The sequence below is a fragment of the Nonomuraea sp. NPDC049714 genome, assembly GCF_044465295.1.
In the GTDB taxonomy this organism is placed as follows: Bacteria; Actinomycetota; Actinomycetes; order Streptosporangiales; family Streptosporangiaceae; genus Nonomuraea.
This window is the reverse complement of sequence record NZ_JBITLM010000017.1, coordinates 210,118-232,348: the sequence shown is the minus strand read 5'-3', so window position 1 is coordinate 232,348 and position 22,231 is coordinate 210,118. Positions and strand designations below refer to the sequence as shown.

Genomic DNA, 22,231 nt, shown 5'->3' with positions numbered 1-22,231 from the left:
CCCGGATCAGTGGCCAGGGAGACGATCCCCCCGATCCCCGACGAGATCACGGCGCTCATGCGCGAGGTCTCCAGCGTCGGAAAACTCGTCGAATAGCGCGATCGTCCAGGTAGGTAGAGGGAATTTCGCGGCGGCTGTCACACCCTCGGAAGCTGCCCTGTCTTAGTTGATGACCGGTCGGCGCACGGGCGCCCCGGCGGACAGAGAGGAACTGCCCATGAAGATCGTGGTAATCGGCGGAACCGGCCTCATCGGCTCGAAGACGGTGGCGATGCTGCGCGAGCACGGTCACGAAGCCGTGCCGGCCTCGCCGAACACCGGCGTCAACACCCTCACCGGCGAAGGCCTGGCCGAGGCGCTGGACGGCGCGCAGGTCGTGATCGACGTGTCGAACTCCCCGTCGTTCGAGAGGGCCGCGGTGCTGGAGTTCTTCGAGACCTCCACCCGCAACCTGCTCGCAGCCGAGGCGGAGGCGGGGGTCGGGCACCACGTCGCGGTGTCGATCGTGGGCACGGAGCGGATGCCGGACAACGGCTACTTCGCGGCGAAGATCGCCCAGGAGCAGCTGATCGAGAAGTCGGGGAACCCGTTCTCGCTCATCCACGCGACCCAGTTCTTCGAGTTCACCCGCGGCATCGCCGACACCGCCACGGACGGCAACTCGGTACGGATCGCGCCCGTGCTCTACCAGCCGATGGCCGGCGACGACGTGGCACAGGCGGTCGCCAGGGTGTCGGTCGGCTCGCCGCTGAACGGCAGGACCGAGATCGCCGGGCCCGAGCAGTTCCGGATGGACGAGTTCTTCCGCGACGCGCTGGCCGGCTGGGGCGACCCGCGCCAGGTGGTCACCGACGTGCACGCGCGCTACTTCGGCAGCGAGCTGAGCGAGCGGTCGCTGGTGCCGGGTGACGGCGCCACCCTCGGCAAGATCCGCTATCGCGACTGGGCCGCCCAGAACGCCGCCGGGAAGTAACGCCTCCACGAAAGGTACATCCCATGTCCGATACCAGATCGACCGCATGGCAGACCGCGCTGACCACGCTGCAGGAGGTCGAACCTCCGTTCATCCCGCAGGGCGCGCACGCGATGACCGTGGTGATCGAATACCCGCCCGGCGACCCCGGCACCCCGCCGCACCGGCACTCCGGCCCGGCTTTCGGGTTCGTCCTGGAGGGCGAGATCCTGCTGGAGATCGAGGGTGAACCGCCGCGGGTCCTGCACGCCGGGGAGGCGTTCTGGGAGCCGGGCGGCGACGTCATCCACTACCAGGACGGCAACAACCGCGACGACATCCCGCTGCGGTTCACCGTCACGATGCTGTGCGAGCCGGGCAAGCCGATGCTCACGCTGGTCGACGAGGAAGAGCTCGCCCAGCGCCAGGACCGCCGCGCCCCGCGCCCGGCTTGATCCCCATGGAGGGAAAGATGACTGCTCCGAACGGTGACAACGAGTTTCTGTACGAGCTCCAGGCCGAGGTCGAGGTCGAACTGATCCACGTCGAGGCGAGCCGTCCGGAGCAGGAGTTCGACCTGCCGGTCAGCGAGTGGCTGTTCGACCCGACGGACGTCGAGCGTGAGGAGATCGGCCTGCGCGGGCTGCTCGACGCGGTCGAGGTGCTGGAGGACCGCTCCCGGCCAGAGGAGCACGGTGCCTGAGATGTCCGTGAGTCACCGAGAACCGCGGGAAACCATCGCCGGGCCGGCGCCGATCGACACGCTCGACAGCCTTCGTGAGCACCTGCAGTGGGCGATCGAGCTGGAGCACGCCACCTTGCCGCCGTACCTGTGCGCCCTGTACTCGCTGGACCCGGAGCGCAACCCGGAAGCCGTCGACGTGGTGGGCAGCGTCTTCGCCGAGGAGATGCTGCACCTGGCACTCGCGGCGAACCTGCTCAACGCCGTCGGCGGCCGGCCCCGGCTGGACACGCCGCAGATGCTCCCGCAGCATCCCCGGCCACTGCCGCACGACTCCCTGGAGCTGTCCCTGGTCCCCTTCGGACCGGAAGCGCTGGAGATGTTCCTGCGGATCGAGCAGCCGGCGCCGCCCGGCGCCGTGGCGGAGAGCGACCACTACGAGACGATCGGGCAGTTCTACGCCGCGATCGAACAAGGGCTGCGCCTCCTGTGCGACCGGCTCGGCGAGCAGGCGGTCTTCCACGGCGATCCGGCCCGCCAGGTGAGCGCCGCCCACTTCCGTCACACCGCCGGACGGCTGGTCGCGGTCGACGGCCTGGACTCCGCGCTGGCGGCGCTCGAAGAGATCGTCGAGCAGGGCGAGGGCACCTCCCGTGGCGAAGTATGGGACGGCGACCAGGACGTCTTCCACCCGGAACGGGACGAGGTCGCCCACTACTACCGATTCCAGGAGCTCAAGCTCGGCCGGCGCTACCAGCGTGGCGACACCCCGGAGTCCGGGCCCACCGGCGAGAAGATCTCCGTGGACCTCGCCGGCGTGCATCCGATGCGGCGCAACCCGCGCCTGTCCGACCACGCTCCCGGCAGCGCGATCCGCACCGCCCAGGAGGAGTTCAACCACACCTACTGCGCCGTCCTGCACCTGCTGGAGCAGGCGTTCAACGGCAGCCCGAAGCTGCTCGCGGTCGCCACCGGCACCATGTACGCGCTCAAGGCGCAAGCCCAGGCTTTGATGCGGATGCCCGACGTGGACGGCACCACGGCCGGTCCCACCTTCGACTACGTGGCACCGGAACAGCGCCGGTGGGCCGTGGGCGACGACCGGCAGCGGATCGTCGTGCTCCGGGACGGACCGTACGTGGTGTACGGCGGCGTCCCGCTCCGGCGTAAACGCAAGATCGTATCTGCCGAGAACAACGCGCTGACCTGGAAGACCGGCGAACCGCTGGAGACCGAGGACACCTACGCGCTGTGCCGCTGCGGCCACTCGGGCACCAAGCCGTTCTGCGACGGGACGCACGCCATGATCGGGTTCGACGGCACGGAGAGCGCGAGCGTCCAGCCGTACCGGGAACTGCAGCACGTGCACGACGGGGTGGGCATCTCGGCGCAGCGGGTGGGCGAGCTATGCGTCCACGCCGCCTTCTGCATCGGCCGCACCAGGCCGATCGCCGCGATGCTCGCCGACACCGGCGACAGCGACGTGCGCTCCGACGTCATGGGCCGCATCGACCACTGCCCGTCCGGCTCCTACAGCTACGCCCTCGAACGCGGCGGCGAGACGATCGAGCCCGACCTGCCGCAGGCCGTCTCGGTCCTGGAGGAGGAGAACGGGCTGGCCAGCGCGCTGTGGGTGACCGGCGAGGTGCCGGTCCTGCGGTCGGACGGCCTGCCCTTGGAGACCCGCAACCGGATGACGCTGTGCCGCTGCGGCCACTCCGGCAACAAGCCGCTGTGCGACGGCACCCACCGGGAGATCGGCTTCCACGAGGACGACGCCGCACCCGTACAGGCCTAGCTCGAATACCGGATAAGGCGCGGATGAACATGCATACGGATTCCCTGGAAAAGGCGGACGCACTCGAACAGGCCGCTTCCGCCTTCGTCGAGCTGCGCCCGCGACTGTTCGGCATCGCCTACCGGATGCTCGGCAGCGCGACCGAGGCCGAGGACATCCTTCAAGAGGTCTGGATGCGCTGGCAGAACACCGATCGTTCCGTCGTCGAGAACCCCTCGGCCTTCCTGGCGCTGATCACCACCCGTCTGGCCATCAACGTCGCCCAATCCGCCCGTTCGCGCCGGGAAGCGTACATCGGGCCCTGGCTTCCCGAACCCGTCGACACCAGCCTCGACCCAGCGGTGGGGGCCGAACGGGGCGAAGCGCTCGAACTCGCCTTCCTGCTGCTGCTCGAACGGCTCACCCCCACCGAGCGGGCGGCGTACGTCCTGCGTGAGGCGTTCGTCTACCCCTACCCGCAGATCGCGGAGATCCTGCGGATCAGCACGGTCAATGCCCGTCAGCTGGTGAGCCGGGCCCGCAAGCATCTGGGGGCCGTACGACGCGAGCCCATCGACAAGATCGAGCACCGGCGCCTCCTGAAGGTCTTCCTCGAGGCCGCCCAGACGGGGGACATCGCCGCCCTCGAAGACCTTTTCGCCGCTGACGTCGTCAGTTCCTCCGACGGCGGCGGGATCAGAGGCGCGGCGCGGTTCCCTCTGCTGGGCGGACACCGCGTGGCGAAGTTCGTCGCCGCGTACGCGCCGCGGTACTGGCCGTCCGGCGACGTCAGGTGGGTCGACGTGAACGGACGCGCCGGCGTGCTCGTGCCGCGCGCCCACGACCAGGTCACGATGCTCACCATCGAGGCCTCGCCGCAGGGCATCCACCACGTCATGTGGATCGTCAACCCGGACAAACTCGGCGCGTTCGAACGGTCGCGCTCACGAGGGAGCATCTGACGAGCCTGGAGCGCGGGTACGGCCGCCTCTCGTGATCGCCCTGAGGAACGTCACAACAGGATGGGCCATCCGGTCTTAGCTGCCGACGCCGAGAGAACAGAGGACATCGTGCGGACGACCCCGTTGACCTTCGCGGGCCACGCCGGCCCCTTCACCCAGGCGGGCCATCCCGGCCGCGCGGGCGGCGGGAGATGAGCGACGTGGGCGCGGGGTCACTGGTGGAGATGCTCGACGAGCGGGAGCACCTGCTCGGCATCGCCCTGTGGATGTTCGGCTCGGAGAGCACGGCCGACTGGATCGTCCAAGAGACTTATCGCCGCTGGTACGCCCTGGGCGATGACGAACGCGCCGCCATCGCCGTGCCGCGCGCCTGGCTGACGCGGGTCGCCGGGAGCATCTGCCTGGACCTGCTCGCCGCGCCGGCCGCCAGCGCCACACCGCCCCCCACCGCAGCGCCCCCCACCCCTGCGCCAGCCACCACTGGGCCCACCACCCCTGCGCCCGCCACCACTGGGCCCCCTGCCACAACGCCTCCCGCCGGCGACCCGGTGCACCGGCTCGCCGCCGACCTGACACGGCACCTGGCCGTATCCGGTCCGGGGATGCACGCCAAGCATGATCAGGTCGCGCGCCGGTTCGCCACCGCCTGTGAGAAGGGCGACGTCGCGGCGCTGCGCGAGGTGCTGGCCACGGACGCGATCGTCGTGAGCGACGGCGGCGGCAAACTACGCGCCCCCGTACGCCCGACCTACGGCGCGGACGCGGTGGCCCGGTTCGTCACGACCTTGCTGGCCGGCCGGCCCGGCGCCGAGGTGGCCCTCGGCTCCGTGAACGGCCGGACCGGCCTGGTGCTGCGCCGGGCGGGCAAGGCCGTGGCGGTGGTCAGCGTGAGCGTCGCCGAAGACCGGGTCACCGCCGCATGGATCGTGCTGAACCCCGACAAACTCCGGCACTGGCACCACCCAGCTCCATCACAAGAAAGGCCCTACCGGTGAACGACCACATACTGTCCACGGACCACGACTACAGCGGCCCCGCGTTCAAGCCCATCTACCGCACGCGCGTCGCCGTGACCGGCGGCGACTCCGCGCACGGCCGGGCGAGCGGCCGGGCCGACTCCGCCGACGGCGGCTTCCGCCTGGAGCTGCGGATGCCAGAAGAGCTGGGGGGTGACGCCACCGGCCCCAACCCCGAACAGCTCTTCGCCGCCGGATACGCCGCCTGCTTCCACGGCGCCCTCAGCCTGCTGGCCCGCCGGCACCTCCTCGACCCCCGCGCGATCACGGTGGAGGCGACCGTGGCCTTCGGCCGCGACCCCGCCGACGGCGGCTACCAGCTGAGCGCGGACCTCATCGTGACCTGGCCCGGGGTAGAGCCCGACAGGGCCGCCCCACTACTCGCCCAGGCGTCCGCGCTGTGCCCGTACGCGAAGATGACCCGCCAAGGCATCCCCGCCACGATCAGCCTCGCGCCCTGAGACCGTCAGTTCCAGTTGTCGATCTTGACGTCGTCCGGCTCCGGCGCGCCCTTCCCGGTTTCGATCAGCGACTTCAGGCTCATCATGAAGACCGCCCACTTGGTGCTGCAGTGGTGCATGAACTCCACCGGCTCCCGCCAGCCCGCGTGCTTGAACAGGACGATGGCGTGCTCGTCGGCCTGGGCGAGGTCCCAGGACACGTGCGTGCCGATCCACTCCTCAGGGCCGTCGACCACCTCCCACAGCACGCGCTTGCCCGGGTCGAGTTCGAGGACCTTCATGTCGAACCCACCGGCCTCGAACCGGAACTGAAGCACGCCGCCGAGGTCGTTCCCCTCGCCCTTCGTGTCGGTCGTGTACCAACCGGCGAGCCCCTCGGTGGTGGTCAAGGCCGTGTAGACCTCGGACACCGATGACTTGATGCCTACTCTGTGCAGGATATCCACCATGGTCGATTCCTCTTTCCTGTCTGCTTTCACTGGTCTTTGCCGCGCTGGATCGTCTCGGCGATCCGCTTGATGCGCCGGAGCCTGGCGTCCCACGCCGCCCCCACCGAGGACAACTGGGCGACCGCGCGGGCGAGTTGCGCCTCGTCCACCCGGTACCTCCTCTCCCGCCCAGCGGGCGAGGCGTGCACCAGGCCGACACGGCCGAGCACGCCGAGATGTTTCGCGATGGCCTGACGCGTCATGGGCAGCCGCTCGCTGAGGCTGGTGGCGGTGCCGTCGCCGTCCGTCAGGAGCAGGTCGAGCATCCGCCGGCGGGTCGGGTCCCCGATCGCGGACCACAGGTCGTCGTCGACCACGGTCATGGCGTTGACACCAGCCGGGCGAGGTACGCCCCCAGCCGGGGAACGAAGGTGTCCCAGCCGGCACTGTGCTCGCGGTACTGCTCCTCCAGCTTGGCCGCCTCCCAGCCCATCTCCCGGAACCCGCTCTCGGTGAGCCGGATCCTGGTGCCCGTGCCGGACGGGGTGAGCTCGAAGGTGACCAGCAGCGAGGCGGTGTCGTCGTCGGCCTTGCCACCGGGATAGCACCAGCGGAACGAGAACAGCCGAGGCGGGTCGGCCTTCACCACGGTGATCGGGACGACCTCCGCCCTGTCGCCCCAGACGAGCTCACCGACCGCGCCTGGCACCGCCTCGATGTCGGCGGCGTCGGACCACCATTCGGAGATGTGCTCGGGGCGGCTGACGACCTCGAAGGCCACCTCGGGCGAGGCGTCGACGTGGATCTCCCGCTCGATACTGCCGTGCTCCATACTCTTCACCCTTCGCAACACGCAACGTTCGGTTGCGCATCACGTTACCGCGCGACTCCCCGATACGCAACCACAAGTTGCGCATTCTGGCACGGATCCGCAGGTGAAGCCGTACGGGATGGATCTAGGCGAGCCTGCCGGGGGTGAGGTGCAGGTCGGCGAGCAGGGCGGTTCTGGAGGTCGCCGCGGCCTCCTCGGCCGTGGTGATCGCCGCCAGGATGGCGGCGGCGAGGTTCGTCGCGTCCAGCCGTCGCCTGCTGCGCGGGGAGATCTCCAGACGCTTGAGGGTGCCGAGCGCGTCAGTGACGGCCACGATGCCGCCCTGGTCGGCCCGGCCGGAGAACTCGGCGGCGCTCCACTCCTCCGCCCTCGCCTCCGCCCGCTCGGCGGCGGCGATCAGCGCCTCCAGCCGCGCCTGTGCGTCCTCCATCGCTCACTCACCCCTCAGCACGTTGCGGATGTAGCCTTCGAGCGGGTCGGCGGCACTCGCGCCGCCCGGCCCCGTCAGGCCTTCGACGACCTCCTCCAGCCGCTCCCCCATCGTGTGGTGGGCCGCCACGATCGCCTCCTGGACGGCCTGGGCGAGCTGGAGATGGTCCAGGTCACGCAGGCGGCGCGGGTCGATGGTCAACGCGCGCAGGCGGCCGGTGCCGGACACCTCGACGCGCACGACCTCGGCCGGGTCGGTGCCGGTCAGCCGCTCCTCCTCCAGCTGCCCCATCGCGCCGGCCAGGGTGCGGGCCCAGCCGTCCGCCTCGCGCAGCAGCCCGGTGACCTCGTCCGGCCGGCCCTCGGCGAACGACTCGACGTGCCTCATGCGGAGTTCTTGGACGCCGGGACCCAGTAGTCCTTCAACTGCGCGGGATCCGAGATCGCGGGCGTGAGGCTGAGCTCACGTGCCCCCTGATCCGGGTTACCGGCCTTGTAGAACGCGCCCTTCAGGTCGTTGAGCTTGAGTTCGAGCTTGTTGAGGTCGCCTTCGTAGGAGTTGTACACGTCGGCGAACTGCTTGATCAGGTTTCCGATCGCGCTCATGAACAGGCCCACCTGGGTCATCAGCGTGACCCTCCCGACCGGGTGCGCGCTCAGCATGGCGACGGTACGCAGCATGGGGGCGGAGGTGGCGTACAGCCCGAACACCGACAGGTCGTACTCCAGCACCTCCTTGTACTGGCTGTGCATGGCGCTGCTCATCTCGCCGGAGACCTTGCCGAGCTGGGCGTAGAGGCCGTTGACGTTGAATCGGACGTACTGCTGGAGAGTCTCGACCGCGTCGCCCCTCCAGTTGGGGGAGATGTCGTCGAAGAAGGACCGCCAAAGGTCGGAGCGGCTGCCTTCCAGCAGCCCGGCCATCTCCTTCCACTGCTCGCGCCGGTCGTAGAAGAGGAAGGGGTTGCCCAGGTTGAGGGTCGCCGCCACGTCCAGCGCGAGCGCGGCCATGCCGAGCCCGGACATCGCCATCGCGCCCCTGGTGGACTGGCGCAGCGGGTTCAGCTCCATGATCAGCTTCTTGTAGAAGCCGGGGTCGGTGCGGGGCTGCGGGGCCCCGACCGTGAGAGTCCGCTGCACGGCGCCCCTGGCGTTGGTGATGTGCAACTGCTGGGCGGCCGGGGGCGTGCTCTGGCCCGGCAGGATGAGCTTCGCCGGTTCGCCGGGCGGGGTCGACATCGCGGGTTCCTCCTACTTGATGGTGCTGGCCCGCTGGGCGGCGACGTAGTTGTCGGCGGCCTTGGAGACCTTGCCACTGTCGGTACGCAGCACCTCGGTGAGGATGCCGGCGCTGTCCCGCCAGGTGTCGGTGATGGTGTTGAACCGGCCGACGAACATCAGCCCGACGATGGGCACGCCGGCCATGGGGGCCAGGTTCCAGCCCTCGAAGCGGGGGGTCCACTGCCTGACGGTGTCCACACCGGTGGCCGAGTCGTCCATGGTGCCGGCGAACTTCCGCACGTGCCCGGCGTCGACCTCGTACCCTCCCTGGGCGCCGCTCGCGCGGTCACCGGGGTCCGGCGGCGGCGCGGACGGAGTGCGTACGGCAGCCGCCGGCTGCGCGCGGAGGGCGGGTGGGAGGCAGGCGGGCGGCGGGCACGCGGGGGTGTGCGGGCACGGGCTCACCAGCGACTGCGACGGGGTGGGGGCGGGGGACGTGGCCGACGGATGGGTCGGTGTCGCTGACGGTGTGGGTGAGGGCGTCTCCGACGGCGTCGCTGAGGGCGTCGCTGACGGTGAGGGCGTCGCCGACGGTGTCGGCGAGGGTGAGGGCGTCGCCGTCGGCGTCGCTGACGGCGACGGCGAGGGTGAGGGCGTCGCTGACGGTGTCACAGACGGTGTCGGTGAGGGGGTCGGTGACGGCGTCAGCGAGGGTGTCGGTGAGGGCGTCGGCGCGGTGCTCGGAGCTGATGCCGACGGGCCCGGGGAGGGGGTCGGCGAAGCGCTCGCGGGCGGCGCACTGGCCGTAGGGGACGGTTGATCGGTCGACACTGGCTCTTTCTACCAATTACGGGAACAAACCGACCGCCACTCCCGGCCCGTTTCGGCGGTCGGCGGCGAATGTTCAACCGCATGTCACCTGCGTGTACGTAGATATACGACGGGTCTTGGGTTTTGCCATCGATGGCCGCAACCGGCATCGCCGGCGACGTCGCCCGCTCCCTGGAGCCGGCGTGGTGGGACCGGCCCGCCGAGCACATCACCCAGCACCTCCGGGTCATCATGTCGGGCACCGTCGACGACCTGGAGAAGGTCGCGCCCTAAGGGCGGCGACGGCCCTCACCGCTGTGCCAGCATGGCGGCGAACCCGTCCAGGTGGCGGGCCAGGCTGTACTCGAACAGTCCGTCCAGGTCCGACACCGTCTGCTCGGGGACCGAGGCCAGCAGGGGAAACCGTCCGCTGCCGAGGAGTTCGTCGGCTCGTGTCCGCTGTGCGAGCCACCATCGGGTGAGTGTCATCCCGGTCTCCTGCTCCGCTTCGACTTCGTCGGCCATGGTCAGGGCAACGGTGATGACCAGCGCGTGCAGCGCGAGCGCCTCGCGGATCCGGGTCGTCATGGGCAGCCCGAGCCCGTCGAGCGCGCGCAGCGTCCACTCGGTGTGGGCCATCATGTTGGGCACGAGCAACGGGCGGGTGAACGAGACGGCCCTGGGCAGCCAGAGATGCCGCCGGCTCAGCTCCCACTGCCGGCGGGAGACCAGTTCGAGCTTGGCCCGCCACCCCTCCGGGCCGGGGGTGGGGAGCTCTGGTTCGCCGAAGACCTGGTCGACCATCTGCGTCACCAGTTCGTCCTTGTGCGCCACGTGCCGGTAGAGCGACATCGGACCGACGCCGAGCCCGGCCGCGAGCCGCCGCATGGACACGGCGGCGAGCCCCTCGGCGTCGGCGATCGCGATGGCGGTGCGGAGAACATGGTCACGGCTCAGGGCCTGCTTGGGGGCACTGTCGGCCTGCCTGCGGACGCCGTCGGCCGACTTGGCGACGCTGCCGGCCGGCTTGGCGATGCCGTCGGCCCGCTCGGGGACGCTGCCGGCCCGCTCGGGGACGCCGTCGGACTGCTCGGGGATGCCGTCGGGCGGCTTTTGAGTGCTTCCGGCTGGCTTTTGGGTGGTGCTTCCGGCCGGCTGCTTCTGGCCCGCGCGTGCGCTGACCAACGTACCGGAGCCGATCTTCGCCTCGACCAGCCCCTCGTCGCGGAGCGTCGCCATCACTCTGGTCGCGGTGGCGACCGCGACGCCCCACCGCTGCGCGATCTGCCGGATGGAGGGCATGCGATCGCCTGGCCGCAGGTCGCCGGTAAGAATCCGGGCACGGAGCTCCGCGACGATCCGCCGGTAAGGCGGATCCGGCCGTTGCGTTGACGACGGCATGGGTGGCGCCTCGATTCCTTGGTGCTGTCGTTCTACCTGACACAAGTGTACTAGTTCATTTCCCAGTCCACTAGTGCACTTTTTTGGCTGATAAATCGCGATTTTCTCGGCGTATCAATACGATGTACGCATGACACTAGATACACCGTACGCACCCGTACGGCAGGCGGGTGACGCGGACCGGCAGACAGTGCTGGACGTCCTCACCGAGGCGTTCATGAACGACCCCCTCACGTGCTGGCTCTTCCCCGAAGCAGCTGACCGGGGTCGTCTCCAGGCGCAGTTCTACCGCCCCCTGCTCGCCCATTCCGCCGCCGAGGCCTACCTGACCGACGGTCACGAGGGCGCCTCGGTGTGGCTGGCGCTGGCCGCAGGCCAGCCGGCCCACGACGAACGTCCCGCATCGGACGCGGACTTCGGCGAGCACGGCGAGCGCCTGCAGACGCTAGGACAAGCGCTCGCTCACCGGCACCCCGACCGCGAACCGCACCTCTACCTCCCCTGCATGGGCGTGGTCGGCGGCCGGCAGGGCGCCGGACTCGGCTCGGCGATGCTGCGGCACCGCCTGGCGCGAGCGGACACCGACGGGCTCCCCGCCTACCTGGAGGCGAGCTCGCCCCGCAGCCGCGCCCTCTACCTGCGGCACGGCTTCGAGAACCTCGGCGAACCGGTACAGGTCGCCGACAGCCCTCCCCTGTGGCCGATGTGGCGCCACCCCCGCCACTGACCACCGACGAATCCAAGGAGACAACGACGATGACAGCGAACCACGAAGCAGAGACCGGCAGCACCCCGCTGACCTCCGATCACCACCCTGATCGGCGCCCGCCGACGCTGGTGTTGGTCCACGGCACCAACTCCTCGTCATCCTGGGCCTCGGGGCTGATGCGCGAGCTCACCCTGCGCGGCCACCGAAGCGTGGCCGTCGACCTCCCGGGACACGGCGACGAAGCGTTCTACCCCCGCGCGTACCAGGCCCCGCAGGACCTCCAGGCACTGGCCACCGAACCGTCACCGCTCGCCAAGATCACCATCGACGACTACGTCGAACGCGTCGTGGACGTGGTCCGCCGCGCCCGCCGCCACGGACCGGTGATCCTCGCCGGCGCCAGCCAGGGCGGCGTCACCGTGAGCAGAGTCGGCAACGCCATCCCCGACCTGCTCGACCGGGTCGTCTACCTCGCCGCGTACTGCTGCGTGGACCTGCCGAACCTGGCCGCCTACCTCACCACGCCGGAGAACGCCGAAAGCCTCCTCCCCCTGGTGGAAGCAGCGAAGGTGGCCGACCCAGCGCTCCTGGGCGTCAACCGCCTCAACTGGCGCTCGGCCGACCCGGCGGTCTTCCACGCCGTCAAGCAGTGCCTCGCCGGCGACTTCACCGACGAAGCCGTGAGCAGGCTCCTCAACATGCTGGAGCCGGACGAAACCGCCACCATCCCCATCGCCGAAGCCCGCGGCGAAGCGCACACCTGGGGCCGAATCCCCCGAACCTACGTGCGCTTCACCCTCGACCGCCTGATCCCACCCGCCCTACAGGACCGTTTCATCGCCGAGGCCGATCGCCTCACTCCCGACAACCCGACGGACGTACGAAGCGTCGCCGCACCCCATGTCGGCCCCTTCGACCACCCCGACCTGGTAGAAATCTTCACCGACCTCCTCACCCGCTGACGCACGGCACGCCCGGACCCGTCCTGGATCAGGATGTCCCTCGGTCCTCAAGTGCGGCTTCCGTGGCCCTGGACAGCGGGTGCTCAGGCCCGAGTTCGCCGCGCTGCAGGCGCAGCACCTCGCGAAACTCCACGTTGGCGGCCTCCAGCCGCCCCGACGACCTCAGCACACCCGCGAGACCGTGCCTGATGATCAGCGTGTTGGGGTGGGCTTCGCCATAGACTCCCGACGCTGTGGCAAGCAGGTCCCGCAGTTCTGACTCGGCCTGCGCGAGATCTCCTTTTTGATGCATGGTCTCCGCCAGCTCGAATCGGATGTCCAAGGTGGTGAGCTCGGCCGCGGAGTGGGCCTGCCGCCAGTCGGACAGAACCTGGCGATATACGACTTCGGCCTCGTCGAAGCGGCTCTGCAAGCGGAGACAGACCCCGAGGTTCAGCGCTGTGGCTATCGTGTCCGCGTGCAATTCGCCGAGCACCCGGCGGTCATCGTCCAACAGGGCTCGCAAGTCGGATTCCGCTGTGGTCACCTGCCCGCCTTCTCTCAGCGTGCGGCCGAGGTTCAGACGAATACTGAGGACCGTCGGATGCTCACTGCCGAGAGAGGCGTCGGCGGTGGCCACAAGCGTGCGAAGCATGGCCTGTGCTCGCGCATTGTCTCCACCATCTCGGATGGATCGCGCAAGATTGTTGCTGATCGACAGGGCTTCGGCGCTGACCGCACCCAGGGCCCTTTCGGCGGCATCAAGGAGCAACTGGTAGTCAATGGAAGCCTGCATGTACTGACCGGCCATGTATCTGTACCATGCCGACCTCTCCGCCGCCCGCAGGAAGGTGCGGACGAGGTCGGCATCGCGGATCTGCAGCTGCCCTATCAGTTCGAGGGGGGCCGTGCAGTGGCTCGCCAGGATGGACCACCTGGGCCAGTGGTAGGCATTATTCGGGTCGAGCTCTGCCGATACCTTGTCCATGGTCGTGGCGAGAACAGCCAGGTAAGCCTGCAGCACGCCCTGTCTATGCATGTTCTGGCGGGTGACTGTGCGCACGAGCGGATGCATGGTCAAGCGGGATTCCCACGTGCCCGCATCATCGGTCTGCTCGTGAATCCGCGGAACGAGATCGATCGAGATCAACCCCAGGCCATCGAGCGCTCGCAACGAGCTCCCTATTCGCTGTGCCGTCGGCTGGGGGAACAACTCGCTGCCCTCCAGGGCTTCCGGCCTGATGACGACTCGGTACGGAACGGGTGACAGACCACAGCACGAAAGCAGCCGGAGCAGCGGCCTGGCCAGGTCATGACCTTGACGCTCGAGCAGGTCGAGCGAAATCTCCCATGTCGTTGTCAGTGCGCGTCTACTGCCGGCCGACTCCCCTGACCCTTCTACAGGCATGTCCACATGTCCCAGTCGTCTATCGAAGTTGACCTGATACGCAGTGAAAGATCTGAGTGTGTCTTCTCCGGGGAAGGGGTCCGTCGCAGCTGACGCCAGGTAGCGGCCCGCGAGCTCAAGGGCCAACGGCACTCCCCCTAGGGCAGCGGACAGAGATATCGCCTCTTGTTCGTCACCTGCGTGACGGGCGAGGTCGACAAGAATCCTCGCGCCCGCCTCCGGGGTGAGCGGAGGGACGTGGCACATGCGGATCCATGACGCCCAGCGCTCTGGCCTGCCGTTACGGCTGGAGATGATGATGCCGTTCCTGTCAACGGCCGGCGGTCGCAACCACTCGGTCCCCTGCTGGATACCCCCGCTGGAGCTTCCGAGAGCTGCTGGATCGTCTGCGTTGTCTATGACGAGCAACCAGGAATGATCCAGGGAGTTGAGATACCGCCACAGGACGTCAGAGGGATGCGCGTGATCGAAATCCTCGTCTTGCGCGCCGAGAGAGAACGCGAGCGCATAAAGCGCGGATCGCATACTCTCTATCTCGTCCGCAGGAATCCACCAGACCTTGTGGTGGTTCTGGATCGCCCGGTGAGCGATTTCCAGAGCGAGCGTGGTCTTGCCCACGCCACCGAGACCGTAAAGAACCGTCACCCTCGGCTCGGAGGTGGCGCCGGGCCGCGCCGTGCCGATGAATCCGCCTGCGTATTCCAGGAGGTCGGCGCGGCCGCGTAGAGTTTCAGAGGCGATCTTCAACTGGGGGACGACTATCGGTGGTGCCGTGGCGGCCACTGAGCGCGCCTGCGCGGCTCCGATGAAGATGTTGTACTGAATACCGGATTGCTGCGCCGCTTGTTGCGCCCGGTTCAGCGCATGCGAGGATTGGACAGTAAGATGCTGCGACGATCCGTCATGCGGACCTTCGACGACACCGCCTTCGTCCTGCATTTCTTGCCTTCACTGTCCGGGAGAGCATCTGGCCGTCTCGAATGATCGGCCGACAGAATCCAGATATATTGAGCTTTGCAGCATGGGCACGGACACCCTCGTGAGCTCATCAGCCACCGCCGAGTAAGCCCGGACGAGTTCCGTGTCTTCCACCAGGCGCGCTTCTCGCAATGAGCCGGTATGCAGATCATAGATCAGCGCGATCACCCGTCGGTGGTCGAACAATACAAAGTCAGACATACCAGTATCGTCCAGGAGGCGACTGACGTCGGCCGCCCTTACCAGACGTATGTCTTCTCCGCACTCGATGTCCGCCAGGTAGGCCGCGAACTCGTAATGCTTCAGATAGGGACTCAGAGGCAGCTCGCATACACGTATTCGAGTCATGGAGATTTTGTGCTCGGCGGCATAGCCATAGAGCTCCCGCTGACCCATGACCATCTCACGCACCAGAGTAGCCGCCTCGTCGTAGTTTCCGTTCTTGAAGGCGTCGTACCCGGCAAATCCTGACTCATCGTACTCCTGGAGAAATTCAATCTTCACCCAGCTTGTGCGCAGACCTGTGAAGAACTTCATGAAATCATCTACACCGCCGGCCGTGATGCTCAATCGGCGGTATTTGGTGGGTGGATACAGCGCCATAAATGCCGCCTCTTCCCGATCGAAAGCTCTACGTGGACCGCTGGACCGATGCTCCGCCAGCGCACGTCACTTTAACGATGCGGGTGCGCCGGCATCGAATATCTGGGACATGGAGGCAGGGCCTACTCCAGCGGAATGCTTTCGCGCGCTTTTACGAGCACCTGCCGGGGAAGTACTACGATGCCTTCTCCGGGATCAAGAAATGCGTCCGATGGCAGATGTGGACGTAGATGCGCGGTCTGGTCTGTGCCGATGATCGCGAAATCACCCGAGTCCAGCTCCCAGATGTCGGGACAACTGTTGGCGGCGCCGCTTCCGTTCCCGTCGCCTTCGTGGGGATGCGGACCGATACGTCTTTTAAACATAGTTCCTCCGAGTTCGCGTTCGTCGGAATGCGAGATATGGTTACGTTAACATGAAACCTTTTTCCAGAACAGCCATACAAAGCTTACGTAGAGTCAGCAACGACGCCTTTCAGGTGAAGTTCCGCCCTCGCCATTCAGGTGCTGGAAGGCGCCATACGGCCCATAAGGGCCGGTATTTTGATCGCGCCCAGAACGGAGCGCTCAGCGGATTCATGACCGCATGATGGAGAAGTATTGTCCTGTGGCCGGCAGCGGCCAGGAGCGCGTGCACGTGAGCCACCAGACGACGGCCGATTCCCTTGCCGCGCTGGTCACTTCTTATCCCGAAAGCAGATATGTAGGCCGGACCATCGCATCTGACATAGGCGGCGACGCCGTCGCAGTATGCGGGTAGATCGACCACGCAGAGCCCGACGGGAACACCACGCAGCTCGGCCATCCATATGGCCTGCTCTCGCCTGGCGAGCAGCTCGAACGTCGCCTGGCGTAGAATTGCCGCCGTCTGCTCACCATCACGACATATGCCGATTTGGCTATCGTAGGCGATCACCTCTTGCCATAAGAATATGACGTCTTCGGCATGGTCGAGCGTGGCAGGACATATCCTCAGTCCATCGGACGGTAGCGGCGGAGGGTGCCTCCCGATGTAGTCACGGACCACGAGCATCGTGTGCGGCTGAAATCCGTGACGGTGCAGCGTGGGAACAGCCCAGGTGTCTCTGCTGGGTAACCACATATAGGCTGCGCCTGTCGATAGGCGTTCACCGAGCTCGGGACCGGCTGCCTCGCGCCACCACCGGAGCAGATCATCCAGCTCGCGCGGTGAGCCGTCACCGACCATCGGCACCATCGTCGCAGTGCACGGCTCACGCCATATCGACCCCAGGTCGGTGGCTTCCAGCCGATGAGTCCGGTAAAGCAGCGATCCCGCCCGGCCAGGAGCTGCGACCCATTCAAAGCCGCCGCGTTCACGCACGACAGCGGCGTCAGGAAGTAAGGGGTCCAAGGAGTGCCATCGACGCGCTGTGCCGGAAAGCAAGGTCATTGATTCAGGTATGGCCATCACCCGCCAACTGATCGGAGATGCGATGAATGGCGTGACAACGCGGTCACCCACTTCCCGGCGCATGGAAGGTATTGATCTGCGACCCAGACCCCTGCACCGCCTGCTGTGCCTGATCAGCGGCCGAGGCGGTGACGGTCAGAGCGGCTCGTGACGCCCCCTGACTTGCTGCGACTGCCAGAAATGTACGAATTTCCTGGATCAATTCGTCGTCCTGCCGTAAAGCCTTGCCGATCGTGGCACACAACATCGCCTGAAGATCAGCATCATCGGGCCGCTCGGCCAGATCCTGAATGGGTCCGGGGGCATCCTCTTCTCGCGTACCGAAGATCCGCTGGAGTATCCTGCGTCCCCACGCGACGCCGGCTTCGGCGCTGTCGTCCGTGGCCTTTTCCAGCACCCTCACGCCGTACGCTGCCACGGCCGCTGAGACGTAGGGCGACAGGTCGGTGACCAACTGTGCTATGTCCTCGGCCATGCCCCTCCCTGCGGCTCGACAGGTCAGATGACGCGACGACGGTCGAAATTCAATGTAACTGGCTTTCTTATATCAGTCACGATTGAATTTGAGGACTTCTTGTGCTCCCGGGCTTACCTTCCTGAAAGAAATCAGCGAGTAACGTTTCATATCGAGGAAGCCGTGTTGCTGCAGCGACCTATCGGGCGACGCGATCGGCGTACCCTTCGGGATGCTCAACGGCTCCCGGTTCGTCACGGCATCCACGGACCCTCGTCGTCCGAGGCGAACGTGCAGCCCGTACGCATGGCGGCGCGGTCGGATTCGCTGCGCAGGACGCAGAACTCGTTTCCTTCAGGGTCGGCGAGGATGGCCCAGCCCGCGCTGGTTGAAGTGCAGCACAGGACCCTCCGGCAGGAGCATCACCTGGGTCTCGTGGTCACCCGGCCTGTCCTGCGGATGCAGGGGACGGCCGGTCACCTCACTCCAGAAGCGGGCGAGCCGGTAAGCGTCCGCACAGTCGATCGCCACGTTCTGCACCATCGAGACCATGCGCGGGAGTCTGCCAGAGCGCCACCGCATCGGCTGTCGCATCCGGATCACCGGTAAGAGCCGGCGTACTCCGGTTGCCAGGGAACTGCCAGGTGGGATGGGTAGCCTGCGCGGCGTGAGGTGCTCGGGATGAAGATCCGATACATGCTGTTGCACGCCTACGGGATGGGCGGCACCATCCGTACGGTGGTCAATCAGGCCAATGCCATGGCGGCCGCCGGGCATGAGGTGGAGATCGTCAGTGTGGTGCGGCGGCGGACGGCGGCGCAGTTCGCCATCGACGCGCGGGTGAAGCTGTCGGCGCTGGTGGACCAGCGTCAGGGGGTGGCGGCCGATTCGCTGGCGCGCAAGGTCTGGCGGCGCGCGCGGGGGAAGATCGTGCCGTACGGCGAGTTCGCCGCCGGATATTTCACCGAACGGGTGGAGCAAGCGGTCATCGACTACGTCTCCTCGCTCGATGACGGCATCCTGGTCACCACCCGGCCGGCGCTGAACCTCATCTCGGCGCGCCGCACCCCCGCCACCGTGAAGAGGGTGGCCCAGGACCACATGAACCTGGGCTCCTACCCCACCCCCGTGCGCGAGCAGATCACCCGCCACTACGGCGGCTTCGACGCCGTCGTGGTGCTCACCGAGACGAGCCGGACCGAATATCGCGACGCGCTGCCCGGTACGCGGATCGTGCGCATTCCCAACGCGGTCCACATGGCCGGGCGCGAGCACTCCGACCAGAGCGAGCCGGTGGTGATCGCGGTGGGCCGGCTGGTGCCGCAGAAGGGCTTCGGCATGCTCATCAACGCCTTCGCCGAGGCCGCGGCCGACCATCCGGAGTGGCGGCTGCGCATCTTCGGTACGGGTCCGAACAAGGAGCGGCTGGAGGCCAAGGCGGCGGCGAGCGGGCTGGGTGACCGGATCCGGCTGATGGGCCGCAGCGACCGCATCCACGACGAGCTGGCGCGGGCGTCGATCTACGCGCTCAGCTCACGGATCGAGGGGCTGCCGATGGCGATGATCGAGGCGATGGGCCACGCCCTGCCCGTGGTCGCGTTCGACTGCCCGACGGGACCCGCCGACGTGCTGACTCCCGAGGTGGACGGAGTGCTCGTACCGCCCCGAGACGTGGACGCGCTGGCCGCGGCGCTGCGGCGGGTGATGGGCGACCGCGAGCTGCGCCGGCGACTGGGGGCCGCCGCGGCCGTGACCGCACACGATTACGCGCCGGAGGTCGTGATGCCGCTGTGGGAGGATCTGTTCGCCTCTCTGTCCAGCGAGGCGCCGGTCGGCGGGAGAGCCCGCTGAGGGGCAGCGGCTCATGCCAGGAAAGGATTCGTCGTGGGGTTAGCTGTCATGGCCGTCCATGCTCACCCGGACGATGAGGCGATCTGGACGGGCGGGACCCTGGCACGCTACGCCGACGAGGGCGCCAGGACGGCAGTGGTGACGTGCACCTGGGCCGAGGGGACCGTGCGGGCCGGGGAGCTGGAGCGTTCGCTGGACATTCTCGGCGCGGGCAAGCCCAGGCTGCTGGGTTACGCCGACGCACGCAACCCGGCGTCCGCGTCCGGCCGCCCCCGCTTCGTGGACGTGCCTCTGGACGAGGTCGTGGGCCGGGTGGTGGAGCACATCAGGGACTTCAAACCCGATGTGCTGCTCACGTACGACGGATACGGCTCGTACGGACATCCCGACCACATCCACGCACACCGGGTCACCATGGCCGCGGTCGAGGCGGCGGGGTACGACCAGCTCTACCCCGAAGCGGGCGACGCGTGGCGGGCGCGGGCCCTCTACCTGTCGACGGTGCCGCGCTCTGTCGTGGCGGCGCAGTGGGAGGCGGTGTTCGGGACGCCTCCGCAGCCTGGCCAGAGCCTGCCCGGCCTCCCGGATGACCAGGTCACCACCCATCTCGACGTCGCGCCCTGGGCCGAGCGGAAGTGGGCGGCCATGCACGCGCACGCGTCCGAGGTGGAGCGCGGCGCGTCCATGACCATGATCACTTCTCTGCCGGAGCCGGCCCGGGCCCAGATGCTGTCGAACGAGTGGTACCGGCGCATCGCCTGCACCGGCCCGTCGGAGACCGCCCTGTCCTAGGCCGTCAGCGCTGGGGGACCGCTACTCCTGCAGGACGGACAGGACGTTGCCCGCCGGGTCGGTGAACCAGGCGATCAGCGGGCCCCCGCCACGGAAGATGCCCTTCTCGTCGGCGTCCATCCCCTCGTAGCGCTCGAAGCGCACCCCTCGCCGCACCAGCTCGTCCACCGCCGCGTCGATGTCGTCGACGGGGAAGTTGAGCACGGTGTACGTGGCCGGCGTGTGGTTGTCCTTCGGGTAGACCAGGATGTCCCGGTCTCCGGCGATGTGCAGGGTCAGCATGCCGTTCTCCTCCGACACCTTCAGCCCGAGCGTCTCGCCATAGAACGCTCTGGCCGCGGCGATGTCGTCAACGGAGAACCCGCTGAACGCCCTGGTCGTGCCGAACATGATCGACCCCCTTCACATGCCCGCGCGGTGCGCTTCGCTCAGCTCGATGATCTGGACGTAGTTGCCGTCCGGGTCGATGGCGGTGGCGAACAGGCTGCCGTCGCGGTCCTCGAGCTCCGCCAGCCAGGTCACGCCGAGGTCGTTCATCCGCGCGACCACGGCACGGGCGTCCGGCACATCGAAGTTGACGATCATCCTGCCGGGCTCCGGATTCTTGTCCCCGACGTCCGCCCGCGTGTCGATGAACAGGTGGAAATCTCCGAACCTGAGCACCCCGTAAGCCGCGACATCGGCGTTCTCCGCCGGCTCCAGCGCGGTGACGTACCAGGTACGCAGGCGCTTGGGGTCGGTACTCGCGAGGAGCATGCTGCCCAGAACTGGCCGTTTCATACCGTTCCTCCTGTCGGTCGACGTGCTGTCAACCATGGAGACTCGGCGGCCGGCCGAAACTCATCGCAGCGTGCCCGGCGCGGTGCCGGACACGCTGCGTCAGAGGTACGGGGTCAGCCTCTGGTGAGGGTCAGACCGTAGGTGGAGAGGATCTCGTTGACCGGCTGGTGGTACGTCGTGCCGCCGACGGTGCAGTTGCCCGAGCCGCCGGAGGTGACGCCCTGCGCCTGGCTGCCCGAGATGAACGAGCCGCCGGAGTCACCCGGCTGCGCGCACGCGCTGGTCCGGGTCAGGCCGCTGACCCTGCCCTGCGGGTAGGTCACGGTGGCGTTGTGCTGCTGGATGGTGCCGCAGCGCCAGCCGGTGGTGGAGCCGGAGCGGCAGATGGACGAGCCGACCGACGCCTGCGTGGAGCCGGTGACAGTCACCCGGGAGCCGCCGGAGCCGCGTACGTACGGGGTGGGGTTGTTGCCGGGGGCGGCGACCCAGGCGTAGTCGTTGCCCGGGAACGAGGAGCCCTGGAAGGTGCCCGTCGGGTTGGTGGTCCGCGCGCCCTGGGTGCCACAGTGACCTGCGGTGACGAAGCCGGGGGTGCTGCCGCGGGTCACGGAGAAGCCGACGCTGCACCGGCTGTTGCCGATGTAGAACGGCGAGCCGCCGATGATGTCGATGTACGGCTTGGGGGTCTCGGTGGTCGCGGCCGTCTTGACCGCGCTCTTGTCGACGCCCGCGACGTCGACCAGCGCGTCGGCGGCCTCCTGGGTGGCGGCGAGGACGGCGACGGTGTTGGTCGTCACGTCGACGTACCACAGCGCCGCGCCCTGGCTCTTCTCCGAGGCCTGGTCGAGCTGCTCCACGACGCCGTTGAGCTGGGCCAGCGTACGCGAGACGACGACCGGCTCGGCGCCCTGGGACTTGATGGCGGCCGTGGCTGAGGCGTCGGTGGTGGCCACCATGAGCTTGGAGGCGTCGGCGTTCAGCCATGCTCCGCCGTAGGACGCGCCTAAGGAGGTGGTCAGGCCGGCTTCGGTGGCGGCGGCGCGCCGCTCGTTCGCGAGCCGGGTGACGACCTGCTGCTCGTTGAGCCCGAGGTCGCGTTCGAGCGCGTCGATCACCGCGGGTGGGGTGGACGGGTCCGCCTGGGGGGCCGGGTCGGCCATGGCGGCGTGGAGAGGAGTTGCGAGGCAGGCCACGATGGTGGCGCCTACCAGCGCACAGCGTTTACCCAACATGTGCACTCCTTGAAGGGGGGTGCTGTCAAGTTAACGGCTGGTAGGCAACCTGAGAGGCTCCCAAACGACCCCTATTTCGGT

At 67.9% G+C, this 22,231-nt stretch carries 29 protein-coding genes and 1 pseudogene; 12 read left to right on the top strand and 18 right to left on the bottom strand.

What is annotated here, in order from left to right; translation table 11 throughout:
* Positions 1-217: 217 nt before the first annotated feature.
* The 7 genes from ACIBQX_RS45200 (at position 218) to ACIBQX_RS45170 (ending at position 5,850) form a co-directional block, all read left to right on the top strand.
* The gene (locus ACIBQX_RS45200; protein ID WP_397015963.1) at positions 218-973 is read left to right on the top strand and encodes an SDR family oxidoreductase; all 756 of its coding nucleotides are present in this window, start codon (positions 218-220) and stop codon (positions 971-973) included.
* Between the two features lie 23 nt (positions 974-996).
* Positions 997-1,407, top strand: a complete 411-nt coding sequence (locus tag ACIBQX_RS45195) for a cupin domain-containing protein (RefSeq protein ID WP_397015961.1) — start codon at positions 997-999, stop codon at positions 1,405-1,407.
* Between the two features lie 17 nt (positions 1,408-1,424).
* Positions 1,425-1,655: a hypothetical protein gene (locus ACIBQX_RS45190; RefSeq protein WP_397015959.1), complete on the top strand. Its 231-nt coding sequence runs from the start codon at positions 1,425-1,427 to the stop codon at positions 1,653-1,655.
* A 1-nt stretch (position 1,656) separates the two neighbouring features.
* On the top strand, positions 1,657-3,432 hold the full coding sequence (locus tag ACIBQX_RS45185; protein WP_397015957.1) for a ferritin-like domain-containing protein: 1,776 nt from the start codon (positions 1,657-1,659) through the stop codon (positions 3,430-3,432).
* A 29-nt stretch (positions 3,433-3,461) separates the two neighbouring features.
* Positions 3,462-4,373 (top strand): RNA polymerase sigma-70 factor, encoded by a 912-nt coding sequence (locus ACIBQX_RS45180; protein ID WP_397015955.1) that lies wholly within the window; start codon positions 3,462-3,464, stop codon positions 4,371-4,373.
* Between the two features lie 191 nt (positions 4,374-4,564).
* Complete coding sequence (locus ACIBQX_RS45175; protein WP_397015953.1) at positions 4,565-5,368, top strand: hypothetical protein; 804 nt, start codon at positions 4,565-4,567, stop codon at positions 5,366-5,368.
* Positions 5,365-5,850 (top strand): Ohr family peroxiredoxin, encoded by a 486-nt coding sequence (locus tag ACIBQX_RS45170; RefSeq protein WP_397015951.1) that lies wholly within the window; start codon positions 5,365-5,367, stop codon positions 5,848-5,850. The genes ACIBQX_RS45175 and ACIBQX_RS45170 overlap by 4 nt, the downstream gene beginning before the upstream one ends.
* Before the next feature lie 5 nt (positions 5,851-5,855).
* Here ACIBQX_RS45170 and ACIBQX_RS45165 read toward each other — a convergent pair whose 3' ends face one another.
* The 8 genes from ACIBQX_RS45165 to ACIBQX_RS45130 form a co-directional block, all read right to left on the bottom strand.
* Positions 5,856-6,260 (bottom strand): SRPBCC domain-containing protein, encoded by a 405-nt coding sequence (locus ACIBQX_RS45165; RefSeq protein ID WP_397015949.1) that lies wholly within the window; start codon positions 6,258-6,260, stop codon positions 5,856-5,858.
* Positions 6,261-6,325: 65 nt separating this feature from the next.
* Complete coding sequence (locus ACIBQX_RS45160) at positions 6,326-6,661, bottom strand: ArsR/SmtB family transcription factor (RefSeq protein ID WP_397015947.1); 336 nt, start codon at positions 6,659-6,661, stop codon at positions 6,326-6,328.
* On the bottom strand, positions 6,658-7,110 hold the full coding sequence (locus ACIBQX_RS45155; protein WP_397015945.1) for an SRPBCC family protein: 453 nt from the start codon (positions 7,108-7,110) through the stop codon (positions 6,658-6,660). The genes ACIBQX_RS45160 and ACIBQX_RS45155 overlap by 4 nt, the downstream gene beginning before the upstream one ends.
* A gap of 124 nt (positions 7,111-7,234) precedes the next feature.
* Positions 7,235-7,540, bottom strand: coding sequence for a YbaB/EbfC family nucleoid-associated protein (locus ACIBQX_RS45150; RefSeq protein ID WP_397015943.1), 306 nt, complete (start codon positions 7,538-7,540; stop codon positions 7,235-7,237).
* Positions 7,541-7,543: 3 nt separating this feature from the next.
* A complete protein-coding gene (locus ACIBQX_RS45145) occupies positions 7,544-7,927 on the bottom strand; it encodes a YbaB/EbfC family nucleoid-associated protein (RefSeq protein ID WP_397015941.1) in 384 nt (127 codons plus the stop codon).
* Positions 7,924-8,778 (bottom strand): hypothetical protein, encoded by an 855-nt coding sequence (locus ACIBQX_RS45140; protein WP_397015939.1) that lies wholly within the window; start codon positions 8,776-8,778, stop codon positions 7,924-7,926. Before ACIBQX_RS45140 ends, ACIBQX_RS45145 begins: the two co-directional genes overlap by 4 nt.
* Positions 8,779-8,790: 12 nt before the next feature.
* Positions 8,791-9,060, bottom strand: a complete 270-nt coding sequence (locus tag ACIBQX_RS45135; RefSeq protein ID WP_397015937.1) for a hypothetical protein — start codon at positions 9,058-9,060, stop codon at positions 8,791-8,793.
* Positions 9,061-9,106: 46 nt separating this feature from the next.
* Positions 9,107-9,607, bottom strand: a complete 501-nt coding sequence (locus tag ACIBQX_RS45130; RefSeq protein WP_397015935.1) for a hypothetical protein — start codon at positions 9,605-9,607, stop codon at positions 9,107-9,109.
* Positions 9,608-9,723: 116 nt separating this feature from the next.
* Between ACIBQX_RS45130 and ACIBQX_RS45125 the strand changes: the two genes are divergently transcribed.
* The gene (locus tag ACIBQX_RS45125) at positions 9,724-9,864 is read left to right on the top strand and encodes a hypothetical protein (RefSeq protein ID WP_397015933.1); all 141 of its coding nucleotides are present in this window, start codon (positions 9,724-9,726) and stop codon (positions 9,862-9,864) included.
* Positions 9,865-9,879: 15 nt separating this feature from the next.
* Here ACIBQX_RS45125 and ACIBQX_RS45120 read toward each other — a convergent pair whose 3' ends face one another.
* Positions 9,880-10,971 (bottom strand): GntR family transcriptional regulator, encoded by a 1,092-nt coding sequence (locus ACIBQX_RS45120; RefSeq protein ID WP_397015931.1) that lies wholly within the window; start codon positions 10,969-10,971, stop codon positions 9,880-9,882.
* A gap of 130 nt (positions 10,972-11,101) precedes the next feature.
* Here ACIBQX_RS45120 and ACIBQX_RS45115 point away from each other — a divergent pair, with 130 nt between their 5' ends.
* Positions 11,102-11,698 (top strand): GNAT family N-acetyltransferase, encoded by a 597-nt coding sequence (locus ACIBQX_RS45115; protein ID WP_397015929.1) that lies wholly within the window; start codon positions 11,102-11,104, stop codon positions 11,696-11,698.
* A 29-nt stretch (positions 11,699-11,727) separates the two neighbouring features.
* The gene (locus ACIBQX_RS45110) at positions 11,728-12,642 is read left to right on the top strand and encodes an alpha/beta hydrolase (protein WP_397015927.1); all 915 of its coding nucleotides are present in this window, start codon (positions 11,728-11,730) and stop codon (positions 12,640-12,642) included.
* 28 nt (positions 12,643-12,670) lie between these two features.
* Here the strand turns inward: ACIBQX_RS45110 and ACIBQX_RS45105 are convergent, their stop codons facing one another.
* The 6 genes and pseudogenes from ACIBQX_RS45105 to ACIBQX_RS45080 form a co-directional block, all read right to left on the bottom strand.
* Positions 12,671-14,968 (bottom strand): tetratricopeptide repeat protein, encoded by a 2,298-nt coding sequence (locus ACIBQX_RS45105; protein ID WP_397015925.1) that lies wholly within the window; start codon positions 14,966-14,968, stop codon positions 12,671-12,673.
* 9 nt (positions 14,969-14,977) lie between these two features.
* The gene (locus ACIBQX_RS45100; protein ID WP_397015923.1) at positions 14,978-15,610 is read right to left on the bottom strand and encodes a DUF6879 family protein; all 633 of its coding nucleotides are present in this window, start codon (positions 15,608-15,610) and stop codon (positions 14,978-14,980) included.
* Positions 15,611-15,732: 122 nt separating this feature from the next.
* A complete protein-coding gene (locus tag ACIBQX_RS45095; RefSeq protein WP_397015921.1) occupies positions 15,733-15,975 on the bottom strand; it encodes a hypothetical protein in 243 nt (80 codons plus the stop codon).
* A gap of 109 nt (positions 15,976-16,084) precedes the next feature.
* Entirely contained in the window at positions 16,085-17,104 is a 1,020-nt protein-coding gene (locus ACIBQX_RS45090) for a GNAT family N-acetyltransferase (protein ID WP_397015919.1), read from the bottom strand.
* Positions 17,085-17,516 (bottom strand): hypothetical protein, encoded by a 432-nt coding sequence (locus ACIBQX_RS45085; RefSeq protein WP_397015917.1) that lies wholly within the window; start codon positions 17,514-17,516, stop codon positions 17,085-17,087. The genes ACIBQX_RS45090 and ACIBQX_RS45085 overlap by 20 nt, the downstream gene beginning before the upstream one ends.
* Before the next feature lie 233 nt (positions 17,517-17,749).
* Positions 17,750-18,047, bottom strand: a pseudogene (locus ACIBQX_RS45080) (VOC family protein).
* Positions 18,048-18,176: 129 nt separating this feature from the next.
* Between ACIBQX_RS45080 and ACIBQX_RS45075 the strand changes: the two are divergent.
* Both ACIBQX_RS45075 and ACIBQX_RS45070 read left to right on the top strand, forming a co-directional pair.
* A complete protein-coding gene (locus tag ACIBQX_RS45075; protein WP_397015915.1) occupies positions 18,177-19,346 on the top strand; it encodes a glycosyltransferase family 4 protein in 1,170 nt (389 codons plus the stop codon).
* Between the two features lie 33 nt (positions 19,347-19,379).
* Positions 19,380-20,138, top strand: a complete 759-nt coding sequence (locus ACIBQX_RS45070; protein ID WP_397015913.1) for a PIG-L family deacetylase — start codon at positions 19,380-19,382, stop codon at positions 20,136-20,138.
* Positions 20,139-20,159: 21 nt separating this feature from the next.
* Here ACIBQX_RS45070 and ACIBQX_RS45065 read toward each other — a convergent pair whose 3' ends face one another.
* The 3 genes from ACIBQX_RS45065 to ACIBQX_RS45055 form a co-directional block, all read right to left on the bottom strand.
* Positions 20,160-20,528, bottom strand: coding sequence for a VOC family protein (locus ACIBQX_RS45065; RefSeq protein WP_397015911.1), 369 nt, complete (start codon positions 20,526-20,528; stop codon positions 20,160-20,162).
* Between the two features lie 12 nt (positions 20,529-20,540).
* Positions 20,541-20,918, bottom strand: a complete 378-nt coding sequence (locus tag ACIBQX_RS45060) for a VOC family protein (RefSeq protein WP_397015909.1) — start codon at positions 20,916-20,918, stop codon at positions 20,541-20,543.
* A 113-nt stretch (positions 20,919-21,031) separates the two neighbouring features.
* Entirely contained in the window at positions 21,032-22,150 is a 1,119-nt protein-coding gene (locus ACIBQX_RS45055) for a S1 family peptidase (protein WP_397015907.1), read from the bottom strand.
* Positions 22,151-22,231: the final 81 nt, after the last annotated feature.

Excerpts from the sequence above, each read along its gene's own strand:
- ACIBQX_RS45155 (WP_397015945.1), bottom strand. The coding sequence starts at position 7,110 with ATGGAGCACGGCAGTATCGAGCGGGAGATCCACGTCGACGCCTCGCCC.
- ACIBQX_RS45100 (WP_397015923.1), bottom strand. The coding sequence starts at position 15,610 with ATGGCGCTGTATCCACCCACCAAATACCGCCGATTGAGCATCACGGCC.
- ACIBQX_RS45140 (WP_397015939.1), bottom strand. The coding sequence starts at position 8,778 with ATGTCGACCCCGCCCGGCGAACCGGCGAAGCTCATCCTGCCGGGCCAG.
- ACIBQX_RS45095 (WP_397015921.1), bottom strand. The coding sequence starts at position 15,975 with ATGTTTAAAAGACGTATCGGTCCGCATCCCCACGAAGGCGACGGGAAC.
- ACIBQX_RS45175 (WP_397015953.1), top strand. The coding sequence starts at position 4,565 with ATGAGCGACGTGGGCGCGGGGTCACTGGTGGAGATGCTCGACGAGCGG.
- ACIBQX_RS45180 (WP_397015955.1), top strand. The coding sequence starts at position 3,462 with ATGCATACGGATTCCCTGGAAAAGGCGGACGCACTCGAACAGGCCGCT.
- ACIBQX_RS45085 (WP_397015917.1), bottom strand. The coding sequence starts at position 17,516 with ATGGCCGAGGACATAGCACAGTTGGTCACCGACCTGTCGCCCTACGTC.
- ACIBQX_RS45190 (WP_397015959.1), top strand. The coding sequence starts at position 1,425 with ATGACTGCTCCGAACGGTGACAACGAGTTTCTGTACGAGCTCCAGGCC.
- ACIBQX_RS45090 (WP_397015919.1), bottom strand. The coding sequence starts at position 17,104 with ATGCGCCGGGAAGTGGGTGACCGCGTTGTCACGCCATTCATCGCATCT.
- ACIBQX_RS45160 (WP_397015947.1), bottom strand. The coding sequence starts at position 6,661 with ATGACCGTGGTCGACGACGACCTGTGGTCCGCGATCGGGGACCCGACC.
- ACIBQX_RS45065 (WP_397015911.1), bottom strand. The coding sequence starts at position 20,528 with ATGTTCGGCACGACCAGGGCGTTCAGCGGGTTCTCCGTTGACGACATC.
- ACIBQX_RS45105 (WP_397015925.1), bottom strand. The coding sequence starts at position 14,968 with ATGCAGGACGAAGGCGGTGTCGTCGAAGGTCCGCATGACGGATCGTCG.
- ACIBQX_RS45145 (WP_397015941.1), bottom strand. The coding sequence starts at position 7,927 with ATGAGGCACGTCGAGTCGTTCGCCGAGGGCCGGCCGGACGAGGTCACC.
- ACIBQX_RS45115 (WP_397015929.1), top strand. The coding sequence starts at position 11,102 with ATGACACTAGATACACCGTACGCACCCGTACGGCAGGCGGGTGACGCG.
- ACIBQX_RS45110 (WP_397015927.1), top strand. The coding sequence starts at position 11,728 with ATGACAGCGAACCACGAAGCAGAGACCGGCAGCACCCCGCTGACCTCC.
- ACIBQX_RS45060 (WP_397015909.1), bottom strand. The coding sequence starts at position 20,918 with ATGAAACGGCCAGTTCTGGGCAGCATGCTCCTCGCGAGTACCGACCCC.
- ACIBQX_RS45125 (WP_397015933.1), top strand. The coding sequence starts at position 9,724 with ATGGCCGCAACCGGCATCGCCGGCGACGTCGCCCGCTCCCTGGAGCCG.
- ACIBQX_RS45185 (WP_397015957.1), top strand. The coding sequence starts at position 1,657 with ATGTCCGTGAGTCACCGAGAACCGCGGGAAACCATCGCCGGGCCGGCG.
- ACIBQX_RS45075 (WP_397015915.1), top strand. The coding sequence starts at position 18,177 with ATGAAGATCCGATACATGCTGTTGCACGCCTACGGGATGGGCGGCACC.
- ACIBQX_RS45150 (WP_397015943.1), bottom strand. The coding sequence starts at position 7,540 with ATGGAGGACGCACAGGCGCGGCTGGAGGCGCTGATCGCCGCCGCCGAG.
- ACIBQX_RS45195 (WP_397015961.1), top strand. The coding sequence starts at position 997 with ATGTCCGATACCAGATCGACCGCATGGCAGACCGCGCTGACCACGCTG.
- ACIBQX_RS45055 (WP_397015907.1), bottom strand. The coding sequence starts at position 22,150 with ATGTTGGGTAAACGCTGTGCGCTGGTAGGCGCCACCATCGTGGCCTGC.
- ACIBQX_RS45120 (WP_397015931.1), bottom strand. The coding sequence starts at position 10,971 with ATGCCGTCGTCAACGCAACGGCCGGATCCGCCTTACCGGCGGATCGTC.
- ACIBQX_RS45200 (WP_397015963.1), top strand. The coding sequence starts at position 218 with ATGAAGATCGTGGTAATCGGCGGAACCGGCCTCATCGGCTCGAAGACG.